This window comes from Streptomyces sp. VTCC 41912 (genome assembly GCF_045799175.1).
In the GTDB taxonomy this organism is placed as follows: domain Bacteria; phylum Actinomycetota; class Actinomycetes; order Streptomycetales; family Streptomycetaceae; genus Streptomyces; species Streptomyces albulus_C.
On record NZ_JBJMAB010000033.1, the window covers coordinates 76,710 to 99,063 of the forward strand.

Consider the following 22,354-nt stretch of genomic DNA (forward strand, 5'->3'; position numbering starts at 1 on the left):
CGCGGCACGGCCCACCCCAGTCACCACGCATCGCAGGAGAAGGGAAGGACAACACGTGCAACCGTCAGTGGAGATGGGCATCGTCTCGACCGGCATGGCGTTCGGCGAGCGGCGGGACGTAGCCGCCACGGCAGCCGACTACGTCCCCTACCCGGAGGACGTCGCCGCCCTCGGGTACGAGAGCTACCACCGGATCGCCGACGGCGTCACCGCGACCGCCCTCGCGGTGGAGGCGGCCCGGGAGGCCCTGGAGAACGCGGACCTCGCCGTCACCGACGTCGACCTGATCGTCGTCGGCAACTCCGACGTCCCCGAGTACTTGGGCTGGGACGGTTCGGCGGCGGTCGCCCGGGCGCTGGGTGCCCACGGCACGCCCACGGTGCTCGTCACCCAGGCGTGCGCCGCCTGGTCGCTGGCGTTGGACCACGCGGCCGGCGCGATGGCCCTCTCGACCGACACCAACACCGTGCTGGTGGTCCTGGTCAACGTGGTCAGCGAGGCGCACAGCAACCGGATGGACTTCAACGGCTCCATCGCCAGCGACGGCGCCGTCGCGGCCGTACTGCACCGGGGGCACCCGCGGTTCAGGCGGCTGGCCTCCGCGCGCTTCACCAACCCGGAGTTCGCGGACCTGTTCCGCATCGAGCGCGGCGGCGCCGCCGCGCCCCTGCCGCTACCGGGACGCGAGCACCTGCGGTCGGACCCGATGGCCGCGGTCTTCGAGCACTTCGGCCGGGACCCCCGGCGCTTCAAGGAGTTCATCGAGGAGATCCACGGGCGGGTCGCGGACGTGGTCGACCAGGCCCTCGCCCGCGCCGGGAAGCACCGCGAGGACCTCGCCCGGCTCGTCTACGTCAACGAAGGGCAGCAGGCCATCCGCGCCGTGGCCGACGCGGTGGGCATCCCCTTCGAGCGCACCAACGCCGAACTCGCCCGCGAACTGGGCCACATGGGCGCGGCCGACCAGCTGATCTGCCTGTGGCGGCACGTCGAGGCGGGGGAGTTGGCGCGCGGCGACCTCGTGGCGCTCGCGGGCGTCGCCTCACCGGGCATGCACTGGTTCTGCACGCTGATCGAAGTCTGAGCGGCGCGGCTTTCCTCCCGTACGCGAACAGGCCGGTCCGGGGCGGATCGTCAGGTGATCCGCCCCCGGACCGGCCTCCGTACGGGACCGAGCGCCAAGGTCAGCCCCGAGGCCGGTCCGTCAGCAGTGCCAGGCACGACGCGGCGCGGGCCGTGGCCGCCTCGCGCGGGGTCGTCGACCCGTCGGCCGCGCCGTCGAGCGCCGACACGACGAGATCCTCCATCACGGCGGAAACGCGCGCGTAGGCCGACGCGGCGGTCGGCTCGATGTCCCCGAACAGCGTCCACCACCACCAGGCGTTGCCCGCCGAGTTCGCGACGAAGTCGGGGATCACGGCCGTGCCCCTGGCGGACAGCGCGCGCTCGGCCCCGGGCGTCACCGAGATGTTGGCGCCCTCGACCACGTAACGCGCGCTCACCCGCTGGTGGTTGTCCTCGTCGATGGCGTACGGGATGGCCGCCGTCACCAGGACGTCGCACGGTACGGACAGCCAGTCGGACGCCGCCGGCCGGTCGTCGGGGCGCAACCGTGCGCGGTCGACGAGCCCGTCCGCGGTGCGGTGCGCGAGCAGGTGCTCCACGTCCAGCCCCGCGGGGTTGGCCACCACACCGTGCTGGTCGGCGACCGCCACCACACGCAGCCCGGCCTCCGCGAGGTAACGGGCGATGGCGCCTCCCATCGTCCCGAAACCCTGTACCGCGGCGGTCGCCCCGCGCACCCGGTCGCCCCGGTGCTCCAGCGCGGCGAGGGTGGCCCTGGCCACCCCGTAGCCGCCGATGAGATCGGCCAGCGAGATCCCGCCGACCTCCGCCGCGAACCCCGCGTCGAGGCGGGCGAGGCCCGCCTCGGGGCCGTCCGGCACGTGGGACAGCGCCGCCTGCACGGTCGATGCGATGCCGACCTCGGCCGCGGCCTCGTCGAGCAGCCGCTGCTGCACCCCGAGATCCTCGCCCATCGCCCAACAGGTGTCGATGTAGGGCTTCATCGCGCCGAGATAGCGGGTGAGCACGCCACGGGCCTCGGGACGGCGCGGGTCGAAGTCGATGCCGCCCTTCGCGCCGCCATAGGGAACGTAGCGGTCCGAAGGGCGGTAGTTCAGCGCCTCCTTGAGGCTCATCGTCCTAGCGAGGTCCGCGACCTCCGCGAGGGTGCAGCCGCCGCGCATGCGCAGACCGCCGCTGGAGGCACCGCCCAGCAGCCGGTCGATCACCAGGTAGCCGCGTGCCGTCGTCTCGGGATCCGTCCAGATCACCTGTAGATAGGGGTCAGTCATTACCGTCTTCCGGGTTCGGCGAGTGGGCGGGGATCGTGATCAGGGTCGGCCCCTGGCGTGCCAGGGCCGCGGTGACCTCGGCGGTCACCGCGGCGGGGCTCGCGGCCACCACGCCGTGCGCTCCGTAGGCGGCGGCCAGGGCGGTGAAGTCGGGGCTCGGCAGGTCCGCGCCCAGGGGCGGGACGCCGAGCCGGGACTGCTCCGTGCGCACCGAACCGTAACCGCCGTTGTCCACGATGACGACGGGCAGCGGTCTGCCCAGCAGGACCGCGGTGGCCAGCTCGTTGACGGTGAACTGGAGGCCGCCGTCGCCGGTGAGCGCCACCACCGGCAGATCGGGGCGGCCCACCAGGGCGCCGATGGCCGCCGGCAGCGCGAAGCCGAGCGTGGCGAACCCGGTGGGATGGAGGAACGCGTCGGGGCGCGGCACGCGGAAGCCCTTGAGCGCGCCGTAGTGGGACACCATCGAGCTGTCGCTGGTGAGGACCGCCTCGGGCGGCATCGCCGCGCGCAGCGCGTCGATCAGCCCTGTCCACCGGGCTCCCTGACCCGCATGCTCGGCCTCTATCCGGGCCCGGACCACGGCGAGTTCACGCCGGTACGCCGCGCTCACCGGCGTACGGTCGCGCACGGCGTCGAGGGCGGCCAGGAGCTGGGGCACGACGGTGTCCGCGTGGCCCGTGAGCGCGCGGGCCGCCGCCTGGTTGCGGTGCCGCTGCCCGGGGTCGATGTCCACCCGGACGACGTCGCCCGGCAGGTCCAGGGGGCCGGACCAGGTGTCGGTGTCGGCCAGTTCGGTGCCGACGGCGAGGACCACGTCGGCACGGCGCAGGAAGTCCCGGGCGGACCGCAGGTGGAGCGCCGCGCCCAGCGCGTGCGGGTGGTGTTCGTCGATCACTCCCTTCCCGTTCGCCGTGGTGACGACCGGGGCGCCGGTCTGCTGCGACAGGCGGGTCACCGCGGCGGACGCGGCGCGGGCGCCGCCGCCCGCGATGATGACGGGCCGCCGGGCGCCCGCGATCAGGCCGGCGGCGTGCGCGATCCCGCCGGGGTCGGCGGTCCGTTCGGTGGGTGCCGCCTTCCGTGCCACGCCCGGGACCGTCCCCGCAGGACCGGCCCACGACACCTCCGCCGCGAGGACGTCGGCAGGGATCTCGACGTGCACGGGCCGCGGGCGGCGGGCGGCGAAATCGTGGAACGCCCGCGCCAGCAGTTCCGTGAGCAGGTCCGCGTCGGTGGCCCGCAGGCTCCAGGCACAGATGGCGTCCATCGCGGCGGACTGGTCCTTGACCTCGTGCAGCAGGCCGTCGCCCGGCCGCTGTCCCACCGGGGGGCCGGCGGAGAGGAACAGCACCGGTACGGAATCGGAGTACGCCTGTCCGGCCGCCGCCGCGGCGTTGAGCAGCCCGGGACCGGCGGTGGTCAGGACGACACCGGGGCGCCCGGTGACCCGCGCGTACCCGTGGGCCGCGTACCCCGCGCCCTGCTCGTGGCGCGGGGTGACCGTCCTGATGCCGCTGTCGCCGAGATGCCGGAAGACCTCCAGGTTGTCGATGCCCGGGATGCCGAACACGGTGTCCACCCCGTGCCCGGCCAGCGCGTGGACCAGCAGCCGGCCCCCCGTGCCGCGGCGGGCCGCAGCGCGGGGAGCCGGCTGGGGGGCGTGCCCGGAGGTCATGAGCGCGGCTCGACGTCCCGCTCCGCCAGCAGTTCCTGGATGTGGGCGTTGACGCGGTAGCCCTTGAGGACGTCCTCGGCCAGGAAGGCCGCACCGGTCACCTTGCCCACGCAACCCGGTGCCGCGCACGCGCAGGTGAACGGGCTGGCCATCTCCCATTCGGTGGAGGGATAGAAGAAGGTCAGCTCGTCCCCGGGCACGAGCCGCCGGGTGGCGACGACGTTTCCGGCGGCGGCGTCCACGTAGGTGCTCGGGTCGCAGGAGTGGTTGAGGAACCGGATGTCCGTGCCGATGACGTGCTTGTCCCGCTCGACCTGGATCGTGTACTTGGTGGCTTCCGCCGGGACGCAGTCGCTCAGGGTCATGATCTCGGCCCCCTCCTCGATGACCGCGCCGGCCACCAGCCCGCTCCCTACTGCCAGTCCCGTGACGGTCCGGTAGTTCCGCTCCACCGTGAGCTGCGTGCCGTGCGAGTTGCTCATGACTGTGGTGCCCTTCGTCTGTTCTTGCGTGGGTTGAGGGGGGAAGGGGGACGGCTCAGCCGCCGTCGAACGCCTTCACGACCAGGACGGCGTTGTGCCCGCCGAACCCGAACGAGTTGCTCATGGCCGTACGGATCTCGCGCCGCTCGACGCCCCGCGTGCCGAGGTTCAGCACCGTGTCCTCGGGGCCCGTGCAGTTCGTGGTCGGCGGTACGGTGCCGGTGCGCAGGGCCTCGACGGTCGCGATCAGGTCGACGGCGCTCGCCGCGCCCATCATGTGGCCGAGGACGGACTTCACCGAGGTCGTGGGGATGCGGGGCAGCCGCTCGGCGAACACCTCGCGCAGGGCCGCGAGTTCGACCCGGTCCCCGCCGACGGTCCCCGTGGCGTGCGCGTTGATGTAGTCGATCCCGCCGGCGTCCGTCTCCGCGTCCGCCAGCGCCAGCCGGATCGCCCGCTGCAACCCCTGCCCCTCCGGGTCGGGAGAGGTCAGGTGGTAGGCGTCGGTGGTCGCGGCGTACCCGGCCACCTCGGCCAAGATGCCGGCGCCCCGCCGCAGCGCGTGCTCGGCCTCCTCCAGCACCAGCACACCGGCGCCCGCGCTCATCACGAACCCGTCGCGCCCCAGGTCGAACGGGCGGCTCGCGCCCGCCGGGTCGTCGTTCCGCCGGGACAGCACCCCCGTCCTGATGGTGGCGGCCATCTGCACGGCGGTGAGGCAGTCGTCCGAGGCGCCGGCCAGCATCACGTCGGCCGTGTCCGTCGCGATCATGCGCGCGGCGTCACCGATGCAGGTCGCCCCCGTGGCGCAGGCGGTGCTCATCGAACCGGACGGGCCCTGCGCGCCGAAGCGCAGCGCGACGTCGACGGCCGCGGAGTCGATCCCGCCGCTGACGGCGTAGTACGGGCTGACCGCCCGGGAACCCTTGGTGACCAGTGCCTGCGCGGCCTCGAAGGTCGACTTCTCCGCCCCGTATCCGGAGCCGATGAGCACCCCCATCCGGTCGCGCCGGACCGCCGGCACGTTCAGGTCGGCCGCCTCCACCGCCTGCACCGCCGCGGCGAGCGCGTACTGGGCAAAGGGGTCCAGGCGCCGGACCGTCCGCTTGGGCATGTACTCGCAGGGGTCAAAGTCCCGTACCTCTCCGGCGATCGTCACCGCGAGGTCCGTGGTGTCGAACCCGGTCACCTCCGCGATCCCGCTCCTGCCGGACAGCAGCGCCTCCCACAGGGAGGGAACGTCCGGACCCACCGGCGTGACCGCGCCGTAGCCGGTCACCACCACCCGCCGCCGTGTCGTGCGCGCCGCTCCGGCCCTCACCGCCCGGCCCCGTTCTGCGCGCCGCCCCACAGTGCCGGATGCTCCTCGCGCAGCAGCTGCCGCAACTGCCCGGTGTCGGTCTTCCCGTTCCGGTTCAGCGGCAGGTCGGGCAGGACCACGACGTGGTTGGGCTGCTCGTACGAGGGAAGCAGCGAACAGAGCAGCTCCCGCCACCCCTTGGGGTCGCCCTGCTCCGGATCGGCCACGACGAAGATCAGCCGGCTTCCCCACCGCGCGTCGTCGACCGGCACGACCACGACCTGCCGTCCGCACCGGCTCGCCTTCGCGGCGAGGGCCTCCGGGTAGAGCAGGTGCCCCATCCGGTGGACGGCCTGGGAACGGCCGATCACGTACAGGTCGCCCTCGTCCGAGAGGTAGCCGAAGTCGCCGGTCTCGTACCACTCGTCGGTCTGCTCGCGAAGCGAACCGTCGGGCTCCAGATAGCCGACCAGGGCGTCGGGGGAGCGCACCCAGAGGTGACCGAACTCGGCACCGCGGTCCGACTCCGCACCGTGGCCGGCCTCCGGGGCCGGGGCACCGGGTGCCGCGCCGTCGCTGTGCGCAGGAGCCAACCGGACGTCGATCCCCTCCAGCACCCTGCCGCAGCCCTTCGGCCGGTCAGGGGTGGCGAAGGAGACGTTGCCCAACTCGGTACTGCCGTAGCCGTCCAGCAGAGGGGCGCCCACGACGGACCGGAACCGCTCCGACAACGCCTGGTCCAGCGGGGCGCCCCCGGTGCACCAGAGCCGTACGCCCTCCAGCCCTTCGAGCAGATCCGGGTTCCGCCGGGCCAGGTTGAGCAGGCTCCGGTACGTCGACGGGGTGGCGTCGACGAGGGTGGCGCCGTGCGCCGCACCGGCCCGGATCGCCAGGTCGACCCGGTGGAACGGGGAGACCATCAGGGCGGCGCCGGAGAGCTGGGCGAGGAAGATCAGCGAGAGGCCGTACTGGTGGGAGAACGGCAGCAGCGGAAGGAACGTGTCGCTGTCGCGGTAGCCCATGTGCGCCAGGGTCCGCTCCAGGTTGGTGAGGAACCCGTCACCCGATTTGACGATCCCCTTGGCCCGGCCCGTCGAACCGGTCGACCAGGCCACCAGCGCGTCGGTGCGCCGCCGCCACCGGGAGAAGTCCAGAGCGGGGTCGGCCGCATCCGCCGCGCCGGTCGCGCCCGCCGGCGGCCCGGCAGCCGCGACGAGCGTGTCGAGGGCCAGGAAGCGGGACGCCCCGGGTCCGGGGAGCAGCAGGCCGCCCGGCGCGTCACCGATCACCCAGCGGACCCGGCACTGCTCGATGACCGTACGGGTCTCGTCGTCGGTCTGGCGGTGGTCCAGGACGACCAGGGAGGCGTCGAGGTGCGCGAGGGCCAGCAGCGTGTACACGTACGCGGCGGAGTTCTCCGCCTTGAGCACCACCCGGTCACCGGGCCTGAACCCGCGCCGTGTCATCTCCTCGGCGACCGCGAGGGAGGCGGTCGCCATGGCGGACCGGGTCGGTACCTCGACACCGTCCGTGACGTCAGCCGGCACACTCATCGTTTCTCCTGAGCTGTTCAACGCGTCACTGACCACGGACGGTCGTCGTGGTGGCCTTCGGCATGCCGTACGCGGACGGCCGCCGCGGGTGTTTCGCTCACGCCTCGCCGCCACCCGCCGCGACGCGCTCCGCCGTCTCCCGGATCGCGCGCACCGAGCGGAAGTTCCGCAGGGACAGCGCCCCGGTGGGGACCGTCACGCCGTAGTGGTTCTCCAGCCAGGCCACCACGTGCAGCACACCGAGGCTGTCGATCGACCCCTCGGCCAGCAGATCCCGCTCCGGATCGAGGGCGTCCACGTCGTCGTCGAGGAAGTGGTCGACGACGAACCGGGCGATCTCGTCCTCGGAGACGGCGGGCGTCGTGGTGGGTGCGGCGGGAGGCTCAACAGGCATGGACGTTCCTCTCGAAGAGTGCGGGTTGGTGGGCCACGCAGCTGCGGTCGGCGGTGAGGCACCCGCCGACGTCTCCGGTTGCGACCGCGCTCGCTGCCACGTACTCCCCGTCCGTCGCATGCGCGGCCGGCCACGCCACTTGGTGTGGCCCCCGCCATGGATGCTCGGGGATCCCTCACTGCGCGACCAGGCAGTGCACCGGCAATACGGGGGGCCAGAGCACCGGCAACTCGGGAGGCCGAGGGGGCGCCGGTGACCAACCGGCTGACCGTGCCCGCACCCCGGGCACCGGCCCGACGCCCCACGTGCGACGCGGAGTTGCCGTGATTTTGCCGGGCCCTTTGCCTGGGTGCCGGGCCCGCCTCGCCCTAGCGTCGGCACCATGACTCAGACCCCTGCCGCCCTCGGCAACGAAGCCGTCGCTCCCGTGGTGAGCGGACTCGTGCGGCTGATCGCACCGCGCAAAGTCGACCAGGTCGAGGCGGACCACCGCCTCGTCGGCGACCTCGGCTTCCACTCGCTCGTCCTCGCGGAACTCGGCTACAACCTGGAGGAGCTGTACGGCCTGCGGTCGCTCAACCCCGAGGAGGCCATGCGGCTGGAGCGCGTCAGCGACGTGATCGAGCTGGTCGGCGCCGAGGTGGCCGAAGGCAGGGCGACCCTCCCCGCGGACGACGACGTCGCCGGCATGTTCGCCCGCTACGGTTTCGAGGGCCCCGCGGCATGACGGACCGCGCCTTCGACCGCCCGGCCTACGCACTGGCCGCCGATCTGGACCGGGCGCTGGGCGACCCGACCGCCGACAGCGGCCCGTTCAGCTACGCCGCGATGGTCGCGCACGAGGAGAACGGTGAACTGCCGCCCGGCGCGGTGGACCTCATCAGGTCCTGGGGGTTCGCGCAGTACCTGGTGCCCGAGGAGTTCGGCGGCCGGCTGCGGAACCTGGAGCAGCTCTTCCTGCTGACCCGGTCGCTCTCGCGCCGCAACCTGACCGTCGCGGTGATGTTCGGCTCCGCGGTCCTCGGCGTCAACCCGGTGTGGCTGTGGGGCGACGCGGAGCAGCGCGCGAAGGTCGCACGGGGCATCCTCGGCGGCGACCTCGCCTGCTTCGCGGTGTCCGAACCGGACCACGGCAGCGACCTGGGCACCAACGAGACCGCGGCGGTGCCGCACGCCGGCGGATACCTGTTGACCGGCGAGAAGTGGCCCGTCGGCAACGCCACCCGCGGCCGCTTCGTCACCGTCTACGCCGCCGTCGAGGGCGCGGGCTCATCGTTGCTGCTGCTCGACAAGGAGGAGCTGGACGACGGCAGTTGGCACAATCACCCCTTCGTGCGGACCGTGGGCCTGCGCGGACACGACCTCAGTGGCATCACCTTCCAGGACACCAAAGTGCCCGCCGGGTCGCTGCTCGGCCGCCCCGGCGCGGGCCTGGTCGAGATCCTCCAGGTCCTCCAGATCACCCGCACGGCGATCGGCGGACTCTCGCTCGGCACCATGGACTCCGTCCTGCGGATCGCACTGCGCCACGCGCGGGAGCGGATCCTGTACGGGCAGGAGATCTATCGGCTGCCGGTGATCCGGCGGCACCTGCTCGACTCGTACCTCGACCTGCTGATTGCCGAGTGCACGGCGCTCCCCGTGGCGCGCTCGCTGTCCGTCGCGCCGTCCCGGCTCAGCCTGTGGTCCTCCGTGGTCAAGTACCTCGTCCCGACACTCGGCGAGCAGGTCGTCCAGGAGTGCGCCCGGGTCCTGGGCGCACGCGGCTACCTGCGCGAGGGCGTGGCCTCCGGCGTCTTCCAGAAGCTCCAGCGCGACCACGCGATCGCGAGCATCTTCGAGGGCACCACCCACGTCAACCTGCACAGCATCGCCTCGCAGCTCCCGGCCGTGGCCCGGGTGGCCGACCGGCCTTCCCGCGGCGGCGAGGACGTGCTGCGGCAGCTCTTCGACTGGTCCGAGGAAGCACCCGTGTGGCACCCCTCGGGGCGGGAACTGCGGCTGACCAGCGCTGCCGAGGACGAGATCACCCGCGGATGGGCCCCGGCCGTCGAGGAGGCGCTGCGGATCGCGGAGCACGAGCTTCCGGAACCCGAGGGCACGGCGCTCGCCAAGGTCGTCGGCGAGTTGTCCGCGCGCCGGACGGCGTTCTACACGCACCTCGCCGCCGCATCGCTCGACGCGGCGACGACGGAGGGGCAGGACCGGGCCGCCGAGCACTGCGTCCACCACGCGGCGGCGTCCTGCCTCTACACCTGGCTCCACACCTTCGGGCAGGAGCGCGCGGAGACGGGCGGCAGTGGTTGGCTGGTGCTGGTGCTCCAGCGGCTGTTGCAGCGGCTGGAGCCGGAGGCCGTACTGGACGAGACGTTCCTGCCCTGGCTGGAAGAGCGGATCATGTCGAGTCTCGACGCGGGGGAGTACTTCTCGCTGCGGACGGTCAAGGAGGCCGCCGGGCAGTCGGGGGCCTGAGCAGCGCTCCGGATGCGCCGCCGCGTTCGAGGCTCTGGTGGTTCCTGTCGTCCGGGCGGGGTGCCGGCCCTTCCACACCCCACCCGGGATCCGTCCGGGGCCCTAGCGGCCGAGTCCGAGGGGTGCGGCGCCTCCCGCCGGGCTGGGCCGCCGCGCGTGGGTGAGCAGCCAGTGCCGTACGAGTGCATGGACCCGGTACGTGTAATGCAGTTGCCGTTCGATGTGGACCAGCGAGGCATCGGCGAGGTCTGCGAGGAGGTGAGCGACCTGCGTCGCATCGGGGTGGCCCTGCTGGACCCTGAGCACGTCGTCCAGGGAGAACGGGCTCTGTAACGCGACGAGTTCGTGCAGCAGTTCCTGGTGCGGCGCGGGGAGCAGGTCGTAACTCCACCGCACGCTCTCCGAGAGCGTGCGGTGCCGGGACAGGCGGCCCGCGTCGACCTGGTCCAGCAGGGGGAAGAGGTTGCCGCTCTGCACGAGCGACGTCAGCGGCAGCGACCTGAGCCGCTGGGCCGCAATGTCCAGGGCCAGCGGTATTCCGTCGAGCAGCCGGCACAGGCGGGTGACCAACGGCAGATGGTCGCTCAGGTCGAGGGTCGGCAGGCCGGCCTGCACCCGGCGCAGGAAGTGTTCCACCGCACTCGGTACGGCCGTCTCGCCGTCCTCCGGTCCGTCCACCCGCAGCGGCTCGACGTCCCAGGTCTCCGCGGCACCGACGGACGGCGTGCGACGGGAGGTGATCAGCAGATGGAGACCCGGATGCTCGCTGAGCAGGTTCCGCGCGATCCGAGCCGTGTGCTGGACGACGTGCTCGGCGTTGTCGAGCACCAGGAGCCGGGACCCGGTCCACGAGCCGCCGCGCAGGAAGCCGTCCTCACCGTCCAATTCCCGCACGATGCGCATCAGTTCACTGCCGGCGAGCGAGGAATCAAGGTGCTCGGGCGGGCAGTCGTGCAGGTCGGCGACGGCCACCCCCTCCCGGAACAGCGGGCGCAGCTGGACCGCGGCCGCGTGCGCCAGCCGGGACTTGCCCACCCCGCCTGCTCCGGTCAGGGCCACGAGCCGACTGCGCTGTACGGTGGCCACGACGTGCCGCAGGTCGGTCTGCCGGCCCACCAGCGGATCGTTGAGCAGCCAGGGCCCGTACCAGGGCGGCAGTTCCAGGGCGTGCGAAAGGTGCGACTCGGTACGTTGCTCGGGCAGTGCCGGCCAGCCGGTGCTGCCCCAGAAGGTCGTCTCGGCGGCGGTTGCGGTCGCGCCGAAGGCGGAGAGCAGCAGGTCCACCGAGGTGCGGCGCGGGTTGGTGTTGGAGCCGGTCTCCAGGTTGCGGATCGTGCGGACGCTGACGCCGGAGCGCTCGGAGAGCTCCTCCTGGGTCCATCCGGAGATCTTGCGCTGATTGATCAGGAAGTTCCGCAGCCGGTGGATGTCTTTTCTGTCGTGCAGAAAGTGGCCGTTCGGAACCAGCATAGTTAATCCTCCCCCAAGAATTATATGTACAGCGCCCGGCGTACCTCGCGGCATGCGAATGGATCACCAAGCATCGGCCCCGCTGGTCGACAGGGTGGTGCTGTGGAGGCGGCAAGCTGGACCCAAACGGGCTGGTTTGCCGAGCGTTGATGTGGATCCTACTCGATCAAACGCGCGAGTCCATAGCCCCGGGTTCCCCGTTGGGGCGGCGCTCCAGTACGCCGGTATGGGCCCGCGCCTCGATTGCCCAACTGCCGTTCGGACGTAGCGGGGTTCACCTGTGATGCTCACGAAAAAGGATTCCGTCACGGCATTGTCGAAGCTAAATCCGACGCGCCCCACCGAGCGACGTATGCCGTGCTCACGACATGCTGACGCGAACGCGGCCGACGCGTTTTGCTCGGCTGCAAGGTGTCGTCGCACCCCGTTGCTCCGGAGTGCGAGTAGCGGGTAGTTGGGGGCTTACGGGGGTTCGCCGACCGGGTGTGGTGCGGGAGCGGGGGCGGGAACGGGTGTGGCGGGCGACGTCGACGGCGCCGCGAACTGCCCGGGCGCCGAGACCGGGCGGGGCGGGGGCCGCTCTTGAGTGGCGAACCGTTGTGAAGCCGCTGACCGTCCGGTGTGCTCCCGTTCGGGAACACGGTGTCATGCGGGGAGATCACCTTCGGGATGACGACCCGCCACGCTTTGCATTCCTAGGGGCTTTGTGGCGGCCTTTTCTGGATGCGAACCCTCCTGAACGGCCTCCATCGCCACCGTTCATGGCGAACCATGTCGATGATGAGAACGATCTTTTTCATTGATATTTCATCGCGGTCTCTCCGGTGTCCTCGGCGTCATCGCACCCGTATTGAAGTGCAACGTGCGGTAGGCCGCCAGATGCAACTGGCCCTTGAAAATTACCGATACGGCCGTTCTGGCAGCGGGCCACGCCTGCCACACTCGCGGAGGACAGTCAACACCACTGCGGCGCTCGACATTAAGGATTCCCCCGATTCTCGTCCCAGGGTCCGTTTACCGGCCCGGGCGGCCGGCCGGCGTTTTCGCAGTCCGAGGGTGCTCGGCGCAGGGAGGGCGAGGAGCGGACCAAGCCGGAGCGTCGGGCGCGCTGGCGTCGCCTTGCCGAACCGGGCGGTGCCATGGACGATCCGGCCCTGGAATCGGCCAGGCGCCGGCCGGGGTGGGCACGTGAATTCGTGTGTGTTCGGCCTCTTGTGTCGGCTTTCGGAGATGCCAACTTCAAGGGAACCGACGCCGGATGCGCTCACCGCATACCGGAAGGGAGGAGTCCCCACGGGCCGGAATGCCGGGATGGGCGGTGAAGTGCGGAGCGGACGGGCGGTTCGCCGATTGGCCCCACGTGTTCTCGATGGCCCACAGGTGTTCTCGATGACCCGCCAAGTGGAGTGCGGGACGATCCTTGAAGGTGCCGAAAGGCGCCGCCGACCTACGTTCTTGATGAGTGCGCACAATGTGCGCTGTGTGCGGTATGGGCGATATCGCGACGCTGAAATGGCGCTCTCGACGTTGTCCTGAAGGGGCCTTCCCCTTCGCGCGCGGGCGACCAACCGCGGTACCGCGTGAGCATGTCCCGCTCGGCCCGTGGCCTGACGGCTGGCAGCCCTCCCTTTCCCGGCGCCGGAGCACGATGGCGATGGCGATGCGGTATCGGCCCGACTGGCCGCCGAAGCCGGATGAGCGACGCAGCCCCCAAGACGCCCCACGGAAGCCGCCGCACCCCCTTCTGGCCCGCTTCCACGCAGCTCAGGAAGGGGGCGGCGGCACTCGCCCGAAGCGCGGTCAGATGTCCCGGAAGATCTCGATCTGGGCCCCGATCGAGTTGAGGCGTTCGGCGAGGTCCTCGTAGCCGCGGTTGATGACGTAGACGTTGCGGAGGACCGAGGTGCCCTCGGCGGCCATCATGGCGAGGAGGACGACGACGGCGGGGCGGAGTGCCGGGGGGCACATCATTTCCGCGGAGCGCCAGCGGGTGGGGCCGTCGACCAGGACGCGGTGCGGGTCGAGGAGTTTGACCTGGGCGCCGAGGCGGGTGAGGTCGGTGAGGTAGATGGCGCGGTTGTCGTAGACCCAGTCGTGGATGAGGGTCTGGCCCTGGGCGGTGGCCGCGATGGCCGCGAAGAAGGGGACGTTGTCGATGTTGAGGCCCGGGAAGGGCATCGGGTGGATCTTGTCCAGGGGGGCCTGGAGCTTGGAGGGGCGGACGGTCAGGTCGACGAGCCGGGTGCGGCCGTTGTCGGCCGGGTACTCGGCGCCGCGCTCGTGGTCCAGGCCCATCTCCTCCAGGACCGCCAGCTCGATCTCCAGGAACTCCACCGGCACCCGGCGGATGGTCAGTTCCGACTCGGTGACGACGGCCGCGGCCAGCAGGCTCATCGCCTCGACCGGGTCCTCGGACGGCGCGAAGTCCACGTCGCGGTCGATCTTCGCCACGCCGTGCACGGTGAGGGTGGTGGTGCCGATCCCGTCGACCCGGACGCCCAACTCCTCCAGGTAGAAGCACAGGTCCTGGACCATGTAGTTGGACGAGGCGTTGCGGATGACCGTGACGCCGTCGTGCCGGGCGGCGGCCAGCAGCGCGTTCTCGGTGACGGTGTCGCCGCGTTCGGTCAGCACGATCGCGCGCTTGGGGGCGACGGTCCGGTCGACCTCGGCGAGGTAGGTGCCGTCGGTCGCGGTGATCTCCAGGCCGAAGTGCCGCAGGGCGGTCATGTGCGGCGTGACGGTCCGGGTGCCGAGGTCGCAGCCGCCCGCGTAGGGCAGTTTGAAGTGGTCCATCCGGTGCAGCAGCGGGCCGAGGAACATGATGACGCTGCGGGTGCGGCGGGCCGCCTCCAAGTCCATCGATTCCAGGTCGAGTTGGGCCGGCGGCACGATCTCCAGGTCGTTGCCGTCGTTGATCCACCGGGTGCGGACGCCGATGCTGCCCAGCACCTCCAGGATGCGGTAGACCTCCTCAATGCGGGCCACCCGGCGCAGAGTTGTGCGGCCCGCGTTGAGCAGGGTCGCGCACAGCAGCGCGACACAGGCGTTCTTGCTCGTCTTGACGTCGATGCTGCCGGACAGCCGGCGCCCGCCGACCACGCGCAGATGCATCGGTCCGGCGTATCCGAGCGAGACGATTTCGCTGTCCAGGGCTTCGCCGATGCGGGCGATCATCTCAAGGCTGATGTTCTGGTTGCCGCGTTCGATCCGATTGACCGCACTCTGGCTGGTGCCGAGCGCCTCGGCGAGCTGCGTCTGTGTCCAGCCACGATGCTGCCGGGCGTCACGGATGAGCCTGCCGATGCGTACGAGGTAGTCGTCTGCCATGGGGTGACCGTATCTCAGATATGAGATTGACGCGGCGCGCCATACCGTCCCGCTAGTTGTTCTACTAATATGCGAACAACTGGAGGTTGCCATGATGCGATCCGCACCCTCGGCCCCGCCCGCGCCCGTCCGTCCGCGGGGCTGGATAGCCGCCTTACCGTTCCTTCTCGTCACCGTCTGCCTCGGCGGCGTCTACGCCGTCGTCGCCGACCGGCTGCCCGAGCGGCTCGCCACCCACTTCGGCCTCGACGGCCGGCCCAACGGCTACGCGTCGACGCAGGGCCTGCTGTGGTGGTCCCTGGCCGTCCTGCTCGCCGCCGGCGCCGGCACCGCCGCCCTGTCGCGGCGAGCGCTGCCCGCGCGCGGCGGGCGCCTGCTCATCGCGGCGGGCTACTTCTTGGCCGTCGTCCTGGGCTACCCGGCAGCCGCGATCCTGTGGGGGAACGCCGACGCGGCCGACGCCGCCGCGGTCCGCATGCCCCTGTTGCAACTGGCCGCGTCGTTGGGGGCGGGCGTGCTCGCCGCCGGACTGGGCTGGCTGCTCGCCGGTCCCGACCCGGAAGGGCCCCGCCCGGAGCCCGGCCGGGTGCGTCGCCTCGACCTGCCCGCCGGCGTCCGGGCCGGCTGGACGCGCACCATCAGCTCCCTGCCGATGGCCGCCCTGGCGGCGCTGGTGGCCTGCGTCGGGGTCGTCCTCGGGGTGTCCGCCGGGTGGGTCGGCGGCGGCGCGCTGCTCCTCTGCGCGCTGTTGGTCGCGGTCCACTGCTCCGTGCGGGTGACCGTCGACAAGCGGGGGCTGACCCTCACCCCGCTGCTGTTCCCGGTCCCGCTGCGCCGCATACCGCTGGCGGGCGTGGCCGAGGCGACCAGCCGCCGGATCTCCCCGCTCGCCGAGTACGGTGGCTGGGGGTACCGCATCCGGCCCGGCGGCAGCGGTCTGCTGCTCCGTTCCGGTGAGGGCCTGGTGCTGCGGCGCACCAACGGCCGGGAGTTCGTGGTGACGGTCGACGACGCGGCGACCGCCGCCGCGCTGCTCACCACCTATCTCGATCGCCGGCGCTCCACAGAGGGGGACTGAGATGCTCTTCCGCGTCGACCCCGGCTCGTCCGTCCCGCTCGGCGACCAGATCGCCGCCTCGGTCCGCGGCGCCATCGCCGACGGGTCGGTCCCGGCCGGCGAACGCCTGCCCGCCGCCCGCGCGCTCGCCGCCTCCCTCGGCGTCAACGTCCACACCGTGCTGCGCGGTTACCAGCGGCTGAAGGAGGAAGGGCTGATCGAACTCCGGCGCGGCCGCGGTGCGGTGGTCACCGGCGCCGCCGCACCGGGCCGGGCGCGGCTCGGCGAGGCCGCCGAACGCCTCATCGCCGAGGCCCGTCACCTGGGCCTGACGGACGAGGAGATCGTGCGGGTGGTCCGGGTGGGGCTGGAAGGCGGATGACGCGGCCCGGCCGTGCCGATGCGGCGGTCGTCGGTCCTCCGGTCGGGCCCGGCGGTCGCCGGTCCCGCGCGGGCCGGCGGGGGCCGTACGCCCGGTCCCGGCAGGGCGGTTGAGGCCGCCGGAGTCCGGGCAGGTGGCGGGGGATCGGATCCGGGACGTCCGCCCGCGGCGGACGGGGCAGGGGGCGGCCATGCGGGCGGCGACGGACACGCGGGAACCGGTGCCGCCGGCCACCGCGGCGCTGCTCCGCACATTCCTGACGGGCCTTCAAGACCGTGTGCCGCTGCGGGCGTTGTGGGCGCACGGCTCGCTGGCCGGCGGTGACTACCAGGAGGGCCGCAGCGACCTCGACCTGGTCGCGGTCCTCGCACGTCCCGCCACGGCGCGGGAGGAGGCGGAACTGACCGGTCTGCACCGCCGGCTCGCCGCCACCGGCGGTCCGGCGGCCCGGGCGGTGCACTGCGCCTACCCCGACGTCGCCGCGCTCGACGATCCGACGCGCTGCCATCTCGGGTGGGCGCACGAGGAGTTGCTGCACCGGCCCCTCACCCCGGTCACCCGCCGCGAACTCCACCTCTTCGGTCTGGTCCGGTACGGCGACGGCCCGGCCGCCCTGCTGCCCCCGGTGACCGACGCCCGACTGACCGCCTTCGTCCTCGCCGACCTGCGCGGGTTCTGGCGGCCCGCGCTGGAGCGCCCCGCGTACTGGCTGCGCGACGTCTGGGTGGACCTCGGGTTGCTGACCCTGGCCCGGGCGACGGTGACGTTGCGGGACGGCAGCCTGATCACCAAGGGCGAGGCGCTGTCCGTCCTGGCCGGAATGGGTGCGCCGGCGCCGCTCCTCGCCGACCTCCGGCACCGGCGCTACGGCCCGCCGGCCACCGCGCCGGGTCCGACCGCGGCCGGGGCGTCGGCGGCCGACCGCGCACACTGGCCGGCCCGGCGCGCCGCACTCACCCGGGCCTTCCTGGGCCCGGCGATCGACCGGACGCTGGCCGCGTACGGGGGCGGTTGAGCAGCCCGCCCCCGAGACGGCCGCGCGCATCCGCCGCCTGACGCTCCGGCAGGCGTCGCCCGTGCGGGAATGCCGGGTCCCGGGCCGTCCGGGAGAACGGCGAGCGGCCGGCGCGGCGCCGTGGGGCGCCGGGCCGGCCGCTGCCGGTGGTGCGTCGGGGAGGGGCCGTATCGGCCGTATCGGCCGCCCGGCGCTGGCGGGTCAGTCCGTGCCGAACTCCATCGCGGCGCGGTCCAGCATCTCGTCGTCACCGGAGACCTCGCCGCGGGAGGCGATGGCCTCGGCGCCGCCCTCCGGCATGTTGCCGATCAGCCCGGTCGCGGCGGCCTGCGCGGCGCCGACCGCGGGGCTGGTGGTGCCGATCAGGCCGATGCCGGCGTACTGCTCCAGCTTGGCGCGCGAGTCGGCGATGTCGAGGTTGCGCATGGTGAGCTGGCCGATCCGGTCCACCGGGCCGAACGCCGAGTCCTCGGTCCGCTCCATGGACAGCTTGTCCGGGTGGTAGCTGAACGCCGGGCCCGTGGTGTCGAGGATCGAGTAGTCCTCGCCGCGCCGCAGCCGCAGGGTGACCTCGCCGGTGATAGCCGCGCCCACCCAGCGCTGCAGGGACTCGCGCACCATCAGCGCCTGCGGGTCCAGCCACCGGCCCTCGTACATCAGCCGGCCGAGCCGCCGGCCCTCGTTGTGGTACTGGGCGAGGGTGTCCTCGTTGTGGATCGCGTTGACCAGCCGCTCGTAGGCGGTGTGCAGCAGCGCCATGCCGGGCGCCTCGTAGATGCCGCGGCTCTTGGCCTCGATGATCCGGTTCTCGATCTGGTCGGACATGCCCATGCCGTGCCGACCGCCGATGGCGTTGGCCTCCATCACCAGGTCGACGGGGGAGACGAACTCCTTGCCGTTGACGGTGACCGGGCGGCCCTGGTCGAAGCCGATGGTGACGTCCTCGGGGAGGATCTCCACCTCGGGGTCCCAGAACCGCACGCCCATGATCGGCTCCACCGTCTCCACGCCGGTGTCCAGGTGCTCCAGGGTCTTCGCCTCGTGGGTGGCGCCCCAGATGTTGGCGTCGGTGGAGTACGCCTTCTCCGTGCTGTCGCGGTAGGGCAGGTCGTGGGCGACCAGCCACTCCGACATCTCCTTGCGGCCGCCGAGCTCGGTCACGAAGTCCGCGTCGAGCCAGGGCTTGTAGATCCGCAGGTTCGGGTTGGCGAGCAGGCCGTAGCGGTAGAACCGCTCGATGTCGTTGCCCTTGAAGGTGGAGCCGTCGCCCCAGATCTGGACGTTGTCCTCCATCATCGCCCGGACCAGGAGCGTGCCCGTGACGGCGCGGCCCAGCGGGGTGGTGTTGAAGTACGCCCGCCCGCCCGAGCGGATGTGGAACGCCCCGCAGGTGAGGGCGGCCAGGCCCTCCTCGACCAGTGCCGCGCGGCAGTCGACGAGGCGGGCGATCTCGGCGCCGTAGGTCTTCGCGCGACCGGGCACCGAGGCGATGTCGGGCTCGTCGTACTGGCCGATGTCGGCGGTGTAGGTGCACGGGACGGCGCCCTTGTCGCGCATCCACGCGACCGCGACGGAGGTGTCGAGGCCGCCCGAGAAGGCGATGCCGACGCGCTCGCCGGCGGGAAGGGAGGTGAGGACCTTAGACATAGGAAGAGTATGCATCCTCGCGCATGGTCATGCAAAGGGGGTGCGGGGGATGAATGGTGCGGAGGGGCGTTCGGGCGTGTCGCCGCACCGATCGGCCGGCGGGAAGGTGGTGGGGTGGCCGCCGTCGGGGCATGACCCGGAAGCGGTGATGTATTAGAGTTATCTCGACATCGAGATATCTGCCGAGAGGCGTACCGCTGCCGCGCTAGTAAGGCGCACCTAACTTAGGTTCACCTTAGCTGATCGGCAACGAACCTGTGACGGCAGGATTGCGGTGGTACGCGCGAATTCATTGAAGGAGACTGTCGTGTCGGCGAACAGCTTCGACGCCCGTAGCACGCTGCAGGTGGGCGACGAGTCGTACGAGATCTTCAGGCTGGACAAGGTGGAGGGCGCCGCCCGCCTCCCCTACAGCCTCAAGGTGCTGCTGGAGAACCTGCTCCGCACGGAGGACGGCGCCAACATCACCGCCGACCACATCCGTGCGCTCGGCAACTGGGACTCCCAGGCACAGCCCAGCCAGGAGATCCAGTTCACGCCGGCCCGCGTGATCATGCAGGACTTCACCGGGGTGCCGTGCGTCGTGGACCTCGCGACCATGCGCGAGGCCGTGAAGGAGCTGGGCGGCGACCCGGCGAAGATCAACCCGCTGGCGCCGGCCGAGCTGGTCATCGACCACTCCGTCATCGCCGACAAGTTCGGCACCAAGGACGCGTTCGGCCAGAACGTGGAGCTGGAGTACGGCCGCAACAAGGAGCGCTACCAGTTCCTGCGCTGGGGCCAGACCGCCTTCGACGAGTTCAAGGTCGTCCCGCCCGGCACCGGCATCGTCCACCAGGTCAACATCGAGCACCTGGCGCGCACGGTCATGGTCCGCGGCGGCCAGGCATACCCCGACACCCTCGTCGGCACCGACTCCCACACCACCATGGTCAACGGCCTGGGCGTGCTGGGCTGGGGCGTCGGCGGCATCGAGGCCGAGGCCGCGATGCTCGGCCAGCCGGTCTCCATGCTCATCCCGCGCGTCGTCGGCTTCAAGCTGACCGGTGAGCTCAAGCCGGGCACCACCGCCACCGACCTGGTGCTCACGATCACCGAGATGCTGCGCAAGCACGGCGTCGTCGGCAAGTTCGTCGAGTTCTACGGCGAGGGCGTCGCCGCCACCTCGCTCGCGAACCGCGCCACCATCGGCAACATGTCGCCGGAGTTCGGCTCCACCGCCGCGATCTTCCCGATCGACGGCGAGACGCTGAACTACCTGAAGCTGACCGGCCGCTCCGAGCAGCAGGTCGCGCTCGTCGAGGCGTACGCCAAGGAGCAGGGCCTCTGGCTCGACCCGGCCGCCGAGCCCGACTTCTCCGAGAAGCTGGAGCTCGACCTCGCCACGGTCGTCCCCTCCATCGCCGGCCCGAAGCGCCCGCAGGACCGCATCGTCCTCGCGAACGCCGCCCAGCAGTTCGCCCAGGACGTGCGCAACTACGTCTCCGACGACTCCGAGGCGGGCAAGGAGTCCTTCCCGGCCTCCGACGCCCCGGCCGTCTCCAACGGCGTCCCGTCGAACCCGGTCACCGTGACCGCCCCCGACGGCACGACGTACCAGCTCGACCACGGCGCCGTCACCGTCGCCGCGATCACCTCCTGCACCAACACCTCGAACCCGTACGTGATGGTCGCCGCCGCGCTCGTCGCGAAGAAGGCCGTCGAGAAGGGCCTGACCCGCAAGCCGTGGGTCAAGACCACCCTCGCCCCGGGCTCGAAGGTCGTCACCGACTACTTCGACAAGGCCGGTCTGACGCCGTACCTCGACAAGGTCGGCTTCAACCTCGTCGGCTACGGCTGCACCACCTGCATCGGCAACTCCGGCCCGCTGCCGGAGGAGGTCTCCAAGGCGGTCAACGACCACGACCTGGCCGTCACCTCGGTGCTCTCCGGCAACCGGAACTTCGAGGGCCGGATCAACCCCGACGTCAAGATGAACTACCTGGCGTCCCCGCCGCTGGTCGTCGCGTACGCCCTCGCCGGTTCGATGAAGGTCGACATCACCAAGGACGCGCTCGGTGTCGACCAGGACGGCAAGCCCGTCCACCTGGCCGACATCTGGCCGACCGAGGCCGAGGTCAACGACGTCGTCGCGAACGCCATCGGCGAGGACATGTTCAACAAGTCCTACTCCGACGTCTTCGCCGGTGACGCCCAGTGGCAGGCGCTGCCGATCCCGACCGGCAACACCTTCGAGTGGGACACCGAGTCCACCTACGTCCGCAAGCCCCCGTACTTCGAGGGCATGACGATGGAGACCACCCCGGTCTCCGACATCACGGGCGCCCGCGTCCTGGCCAAGCTCGGCGACTCGGTGACGACGGACCACATCTCGCCCGCCGGCGCCATCAAGGCCGACACCCCGGCCGGCCAGTACCTCACGGAGCACGGCGTCGAGCGCCGCGACTTCAACTCCTACGGCTCGCGCCGTGGCAACCACGAGGTCATGATCCGCGGCACGTTCGCCAACATCCGCCTGCGCAACCAGCTCGCGCCGGGCACCGAGGGCGGCTACACCCGCGACTTCACGAAGGACGACGCCCCCGTCTCCTTCATCTACGACGCCTCGCGCAACTACATCGAGCAGGGCACCCCGCTCGTCATCCTGGGCGGCAAGGAGTACGGCTCCGGCTCGTCCCGCGACTGGGCCGCCAAGGGCACCGCGCTCCTCGGCGTCAAGGCCGTCATCACCGAGTCGTACGAGCGCATCCACCGCTCGAACCTCATCGGCATGGGCGTCCTGCCGCTCCAGTTCCCGGAGGGCCAGTCCGCCGAGACCCTCGGTCTGACCGGCGAGGAGACCTTCTCCTTCACCGGCGTCGAGGAGCTCAACAACGGCACCACGCCGCGCACGGTCAAGGTCACCACCGACACCGGTGTGGAGTTCGACGCGGTGGTCCGCATCGACACCCCCGGCGAGGCGGACTACTACCGCAACGGCGGCATCATGCAGTACGTGCTGCGGAGCCTGATCCGCAAGTAAGCGGCACGGCACGGCAGTGAACGAGGGCCGCACTCCCCGGAAGGGGGGTGCGGCCCTCGCGTCGTGCCACGTCGGCCGCGCCGGCCGGCCGCCTCGGGCGAGGCGACCGGCCGACGCGGCCGGTCGGTCAGGAGAACAGCTTGGTGTAGATGTTCCAGCCGGTGCCGATCTGGACGCGTGCCTGGTAGGGGCTGG

General features: G+C 71.6%; 16 protein-coding genes. 7 read left to right on the forward strand and 9 right to left on the reverse strand.

The features are described from left to right. Positions 1–55 precede the first annotated feature (55 nt). The gene (locus ACJ6WD_RS31980; protein ID WP_233657806.1) at positions 56–1,084 is read left to right on the forward strand and encodes a 3-oxoacyl-ACP synthase III family protein; all 1,029 of its coding nucleotides are present in this window, start codon (positions 56–58) and stop codon (positions 1,082–1,084) included. Between the two features lie 100 nt (positions 1,085–1,184). Here ACJ6WD_RS31980 and ACJ6WD_RS31985 read toward each other — a convergent pair whose 3' ends face one another. From ACJ6WD_RS31985 to ACJ6WD_RS32010, 6 genes are all read right to left on the reverse strand, one after another. Continuing rightward, positions 1,185–2,357 carry a Glu/Leu/Phe/Val dehydrogenase dimerization domain-containing protein gene (locus tag ACJ6WD_RS31985; protein WP_233657807.1) on the reverse strand — a complete coding sequence of 391 codons (1,173 nt, stop codon included), beginning with the start codon at positions 2,355–2,357 and terminating at the stop codon, positions 1,185–1,187. Then, positions 2,350–4,035 (reverse strand): thiamine pyrophosphate-binding protein, encoded by a 1,686-nt coding sequence (locus ACJ6WD_RS31990; protein WP_233657808.1) that lies wholly within the window; start codon positions 4,033–4,035, stop codon positions 2,350–2,352. The genes ACJ6WD_RS31985 and ACJ6WD_RS31990 overlap by 8 nt, the downstream gene beginning before the upstream one ends. Further along, positions 4,032–4,517: an SET domain-containing protein-lysine N-methyltransferase gene (locus tag ACJ6WD_RS31995; RefSeq protein WP_233657809.1), complete on the reverse strand. Its 486-nt coding sequence runs from the start codon at positions 4,515–4,517 to the stop codon at positions 4,032–4,034. The genes ACJ6WD_RS31990 and ACJ6WD_RS31995 overlap by 4 nt, the downstream gene beginning before the upstream one ends. A 55-nt stretch (positions 4,518–4,572) precedes the next feature. Next, positions 4,573–5,838, reverse strand: coding sequence for a beta-ketoacyl-[acyl-carrier-protein] synthase family protein (locus ACJ6WD_RS32000; protein WP_407617063.1), 1,266 nt, complete (start codon positions 5,836–5,838; stop codon positions 4,573–4,575). Further along, positions 5,835–7,370 carry a class I adenylate-forming enzyme family protein gene (locus ACJ6WD_RS32005; RefSeq protein ID WP_233657811.1) on the reverse strand — a complete coding sequence of 512 codons (1,536 nt, stop codon included), beginning with the start codon at positions 7,368–7,370 and terminating at the stop codon, positions 5,835–5,837. The genes ACJ6WD_RS32000 and ACJ6WD_RS32005 overlap by 4 nt, the downstream gene beginning before the upstream one ends. A 97-nt stretch (positions 7,371–7,467) precedes the next feature. Further along, positions 7,468–7,764 carry an acyl carrier protein gene (locus tag ACJ6WD_RS32010; protein ID WP_233657812.1) on the reverse strand — a complete coding sequence of 99 codons (297 nt, stop codon included), beginning with the start codon at positions 7,762–7,764 and terminating at the stop codon, positions 7,468–7,470. Positions 7,765–8,146: 382 nt separating this feature from the next. On the opposite strand from ACJ6WD_RS32010, the gene ACJ6WD_RS32015 reads away from it, so the two are divergent. Both ACJ6WD_RS32015 and ACJ6WD_RS32020 read left to right on the forward strand, forming a co-directional pair. Next, positions 8,147–8,491, forward strand: a complete 345-nt coding sequence (locus ACJ6WD_RS32015) for an acyl carrier protein (protein ID WP_044379752.1) — start codon at positions 8,147–8,149, stop codon at positions 8,489–8,491. Continuing rightward, positions 8,488–10,236, forward strand: coding sequence for an acyl-CoA dehydrogenase family protein (locus tag ACJ6WD_RS32020; RefSeq protein WP_407617064.1), 1,749 nt, complete (start codon positions 8,488–8,490; stop codon positions 10,234–10,236). Before ACJ6WD_RS32015 ends, ACJ6WD_RS32020 begins: the two co-directional genes overlap by 4 nt. A 102-nt stretch (positions 10,237–10,338) precedes the next feature. Here ACJ6WD_RS32020 and ACJ6WD_RS32025 read toward each other — a convergent pair whose 3' ends face one another. After that, positions 10,339–11,706, reverse strand: coding sequence for a helix-turn-helix domain-containing protein (locus ACJ6WD_RS32025; protein ID WP_331248480.1), 1,368 nt, complete (start codon positions 11,704–11,706; stop codon positions 10,339–10,341). A gap of 1,800 nt (positions 11,707–13,506) precedes the next feature. Next, the gene (locus tag ACJ6WD_RS32030; RefSeq protein WP_233657815.1) at positions 13,507–15,036 is read right to left on the reverse strand and encodes a UDP-N-acetylglucosamine 1-carboxyvinyltransferase; all 1,530 of its coding nucleotides are present in this window, start codon (positions 15,034–15,036) and stop codon (positions 13,507–13,509) included. Positions 15,037–15,127: 91 nt separating this feature from the next. On the opposite strand from ACJ6WD_RS32030, the gene ACJ6WD_RS32035 reads away from it, so the two are divergent. The 3 genes from ACJ6WD_RS32035 to ACJ6WD_RS32045 all read left to right on the forward strand — a co-directional run bounded on the left by ACJ6WD_RS32035 (position 15,128) and on the right by ACJ6WD_RS32045 (position 17,490). Then, positions 15,128–16,114, forward strand: coding sequence for a DUF1648 domain-containing protein (locus ACJ6WD_RS32035; RefSeq protein ID WP_407617065.1), 987 nt, complete (start codon positions 15,128–15,130; stop codon positions 16,112–16,114). Position 16,115: 1 nt separating this feature from the next. Next, a complete protein-coding gene (locus ACJ6WD_RS32040; protein WP_233657817.1) occupies positions 16,116–16,475 on the forward strand; it encodes a GntR family transcriptional regulator in 360 nt (119 codons plus the stop codon). A gap of 190 nt (positions 16,476–16,665) precedes the next feature. Then, a complete protein-coding gene (locus ACJ6WD_RS32045; protein WP_407617066.1) occupies positions 16,666–17,490 on the forward strand; it encodes a nucleotidyltransferase domain-containing protein in 825 nt (274 codons plus the stop codon). A gap of 201 nt (positions 17,491–17,691) precedes the next feature. On the opposite strand, the gene argG is transcribed toward ACJ6WD_RS32045, so the two are convergent. Continuing rightward, positions 17,692–19,137, reverse strand: coding sequence for an argininosuccinate synthase (gene argG / locus ACJ6WD_RS32050; RefSeq protein WP_233657819.1), 1,446 nt, complete (start codon positions 19,135–19,137; stop codon positions 17,692–17,694). Between the two features lie 307 nt (positions 19,138–19,444). Between argG and acnA the strand changes: the two genes are divergently transcribed. Continuing rightward, positions 19,445–22,159 (forward strand): aconitate hydratase AcnA, encoded by a 2,715-nt coding sequence (gene acnA, locus ACJ6WD_RS32055; RefSeq protein WP_233657820.1) that lies wholly within the window; start codon positions 19,445–19,447, stop codon positions 22,157–22,159. Positions 22,160–22,354: the final 195 nt, after the last annotated feature.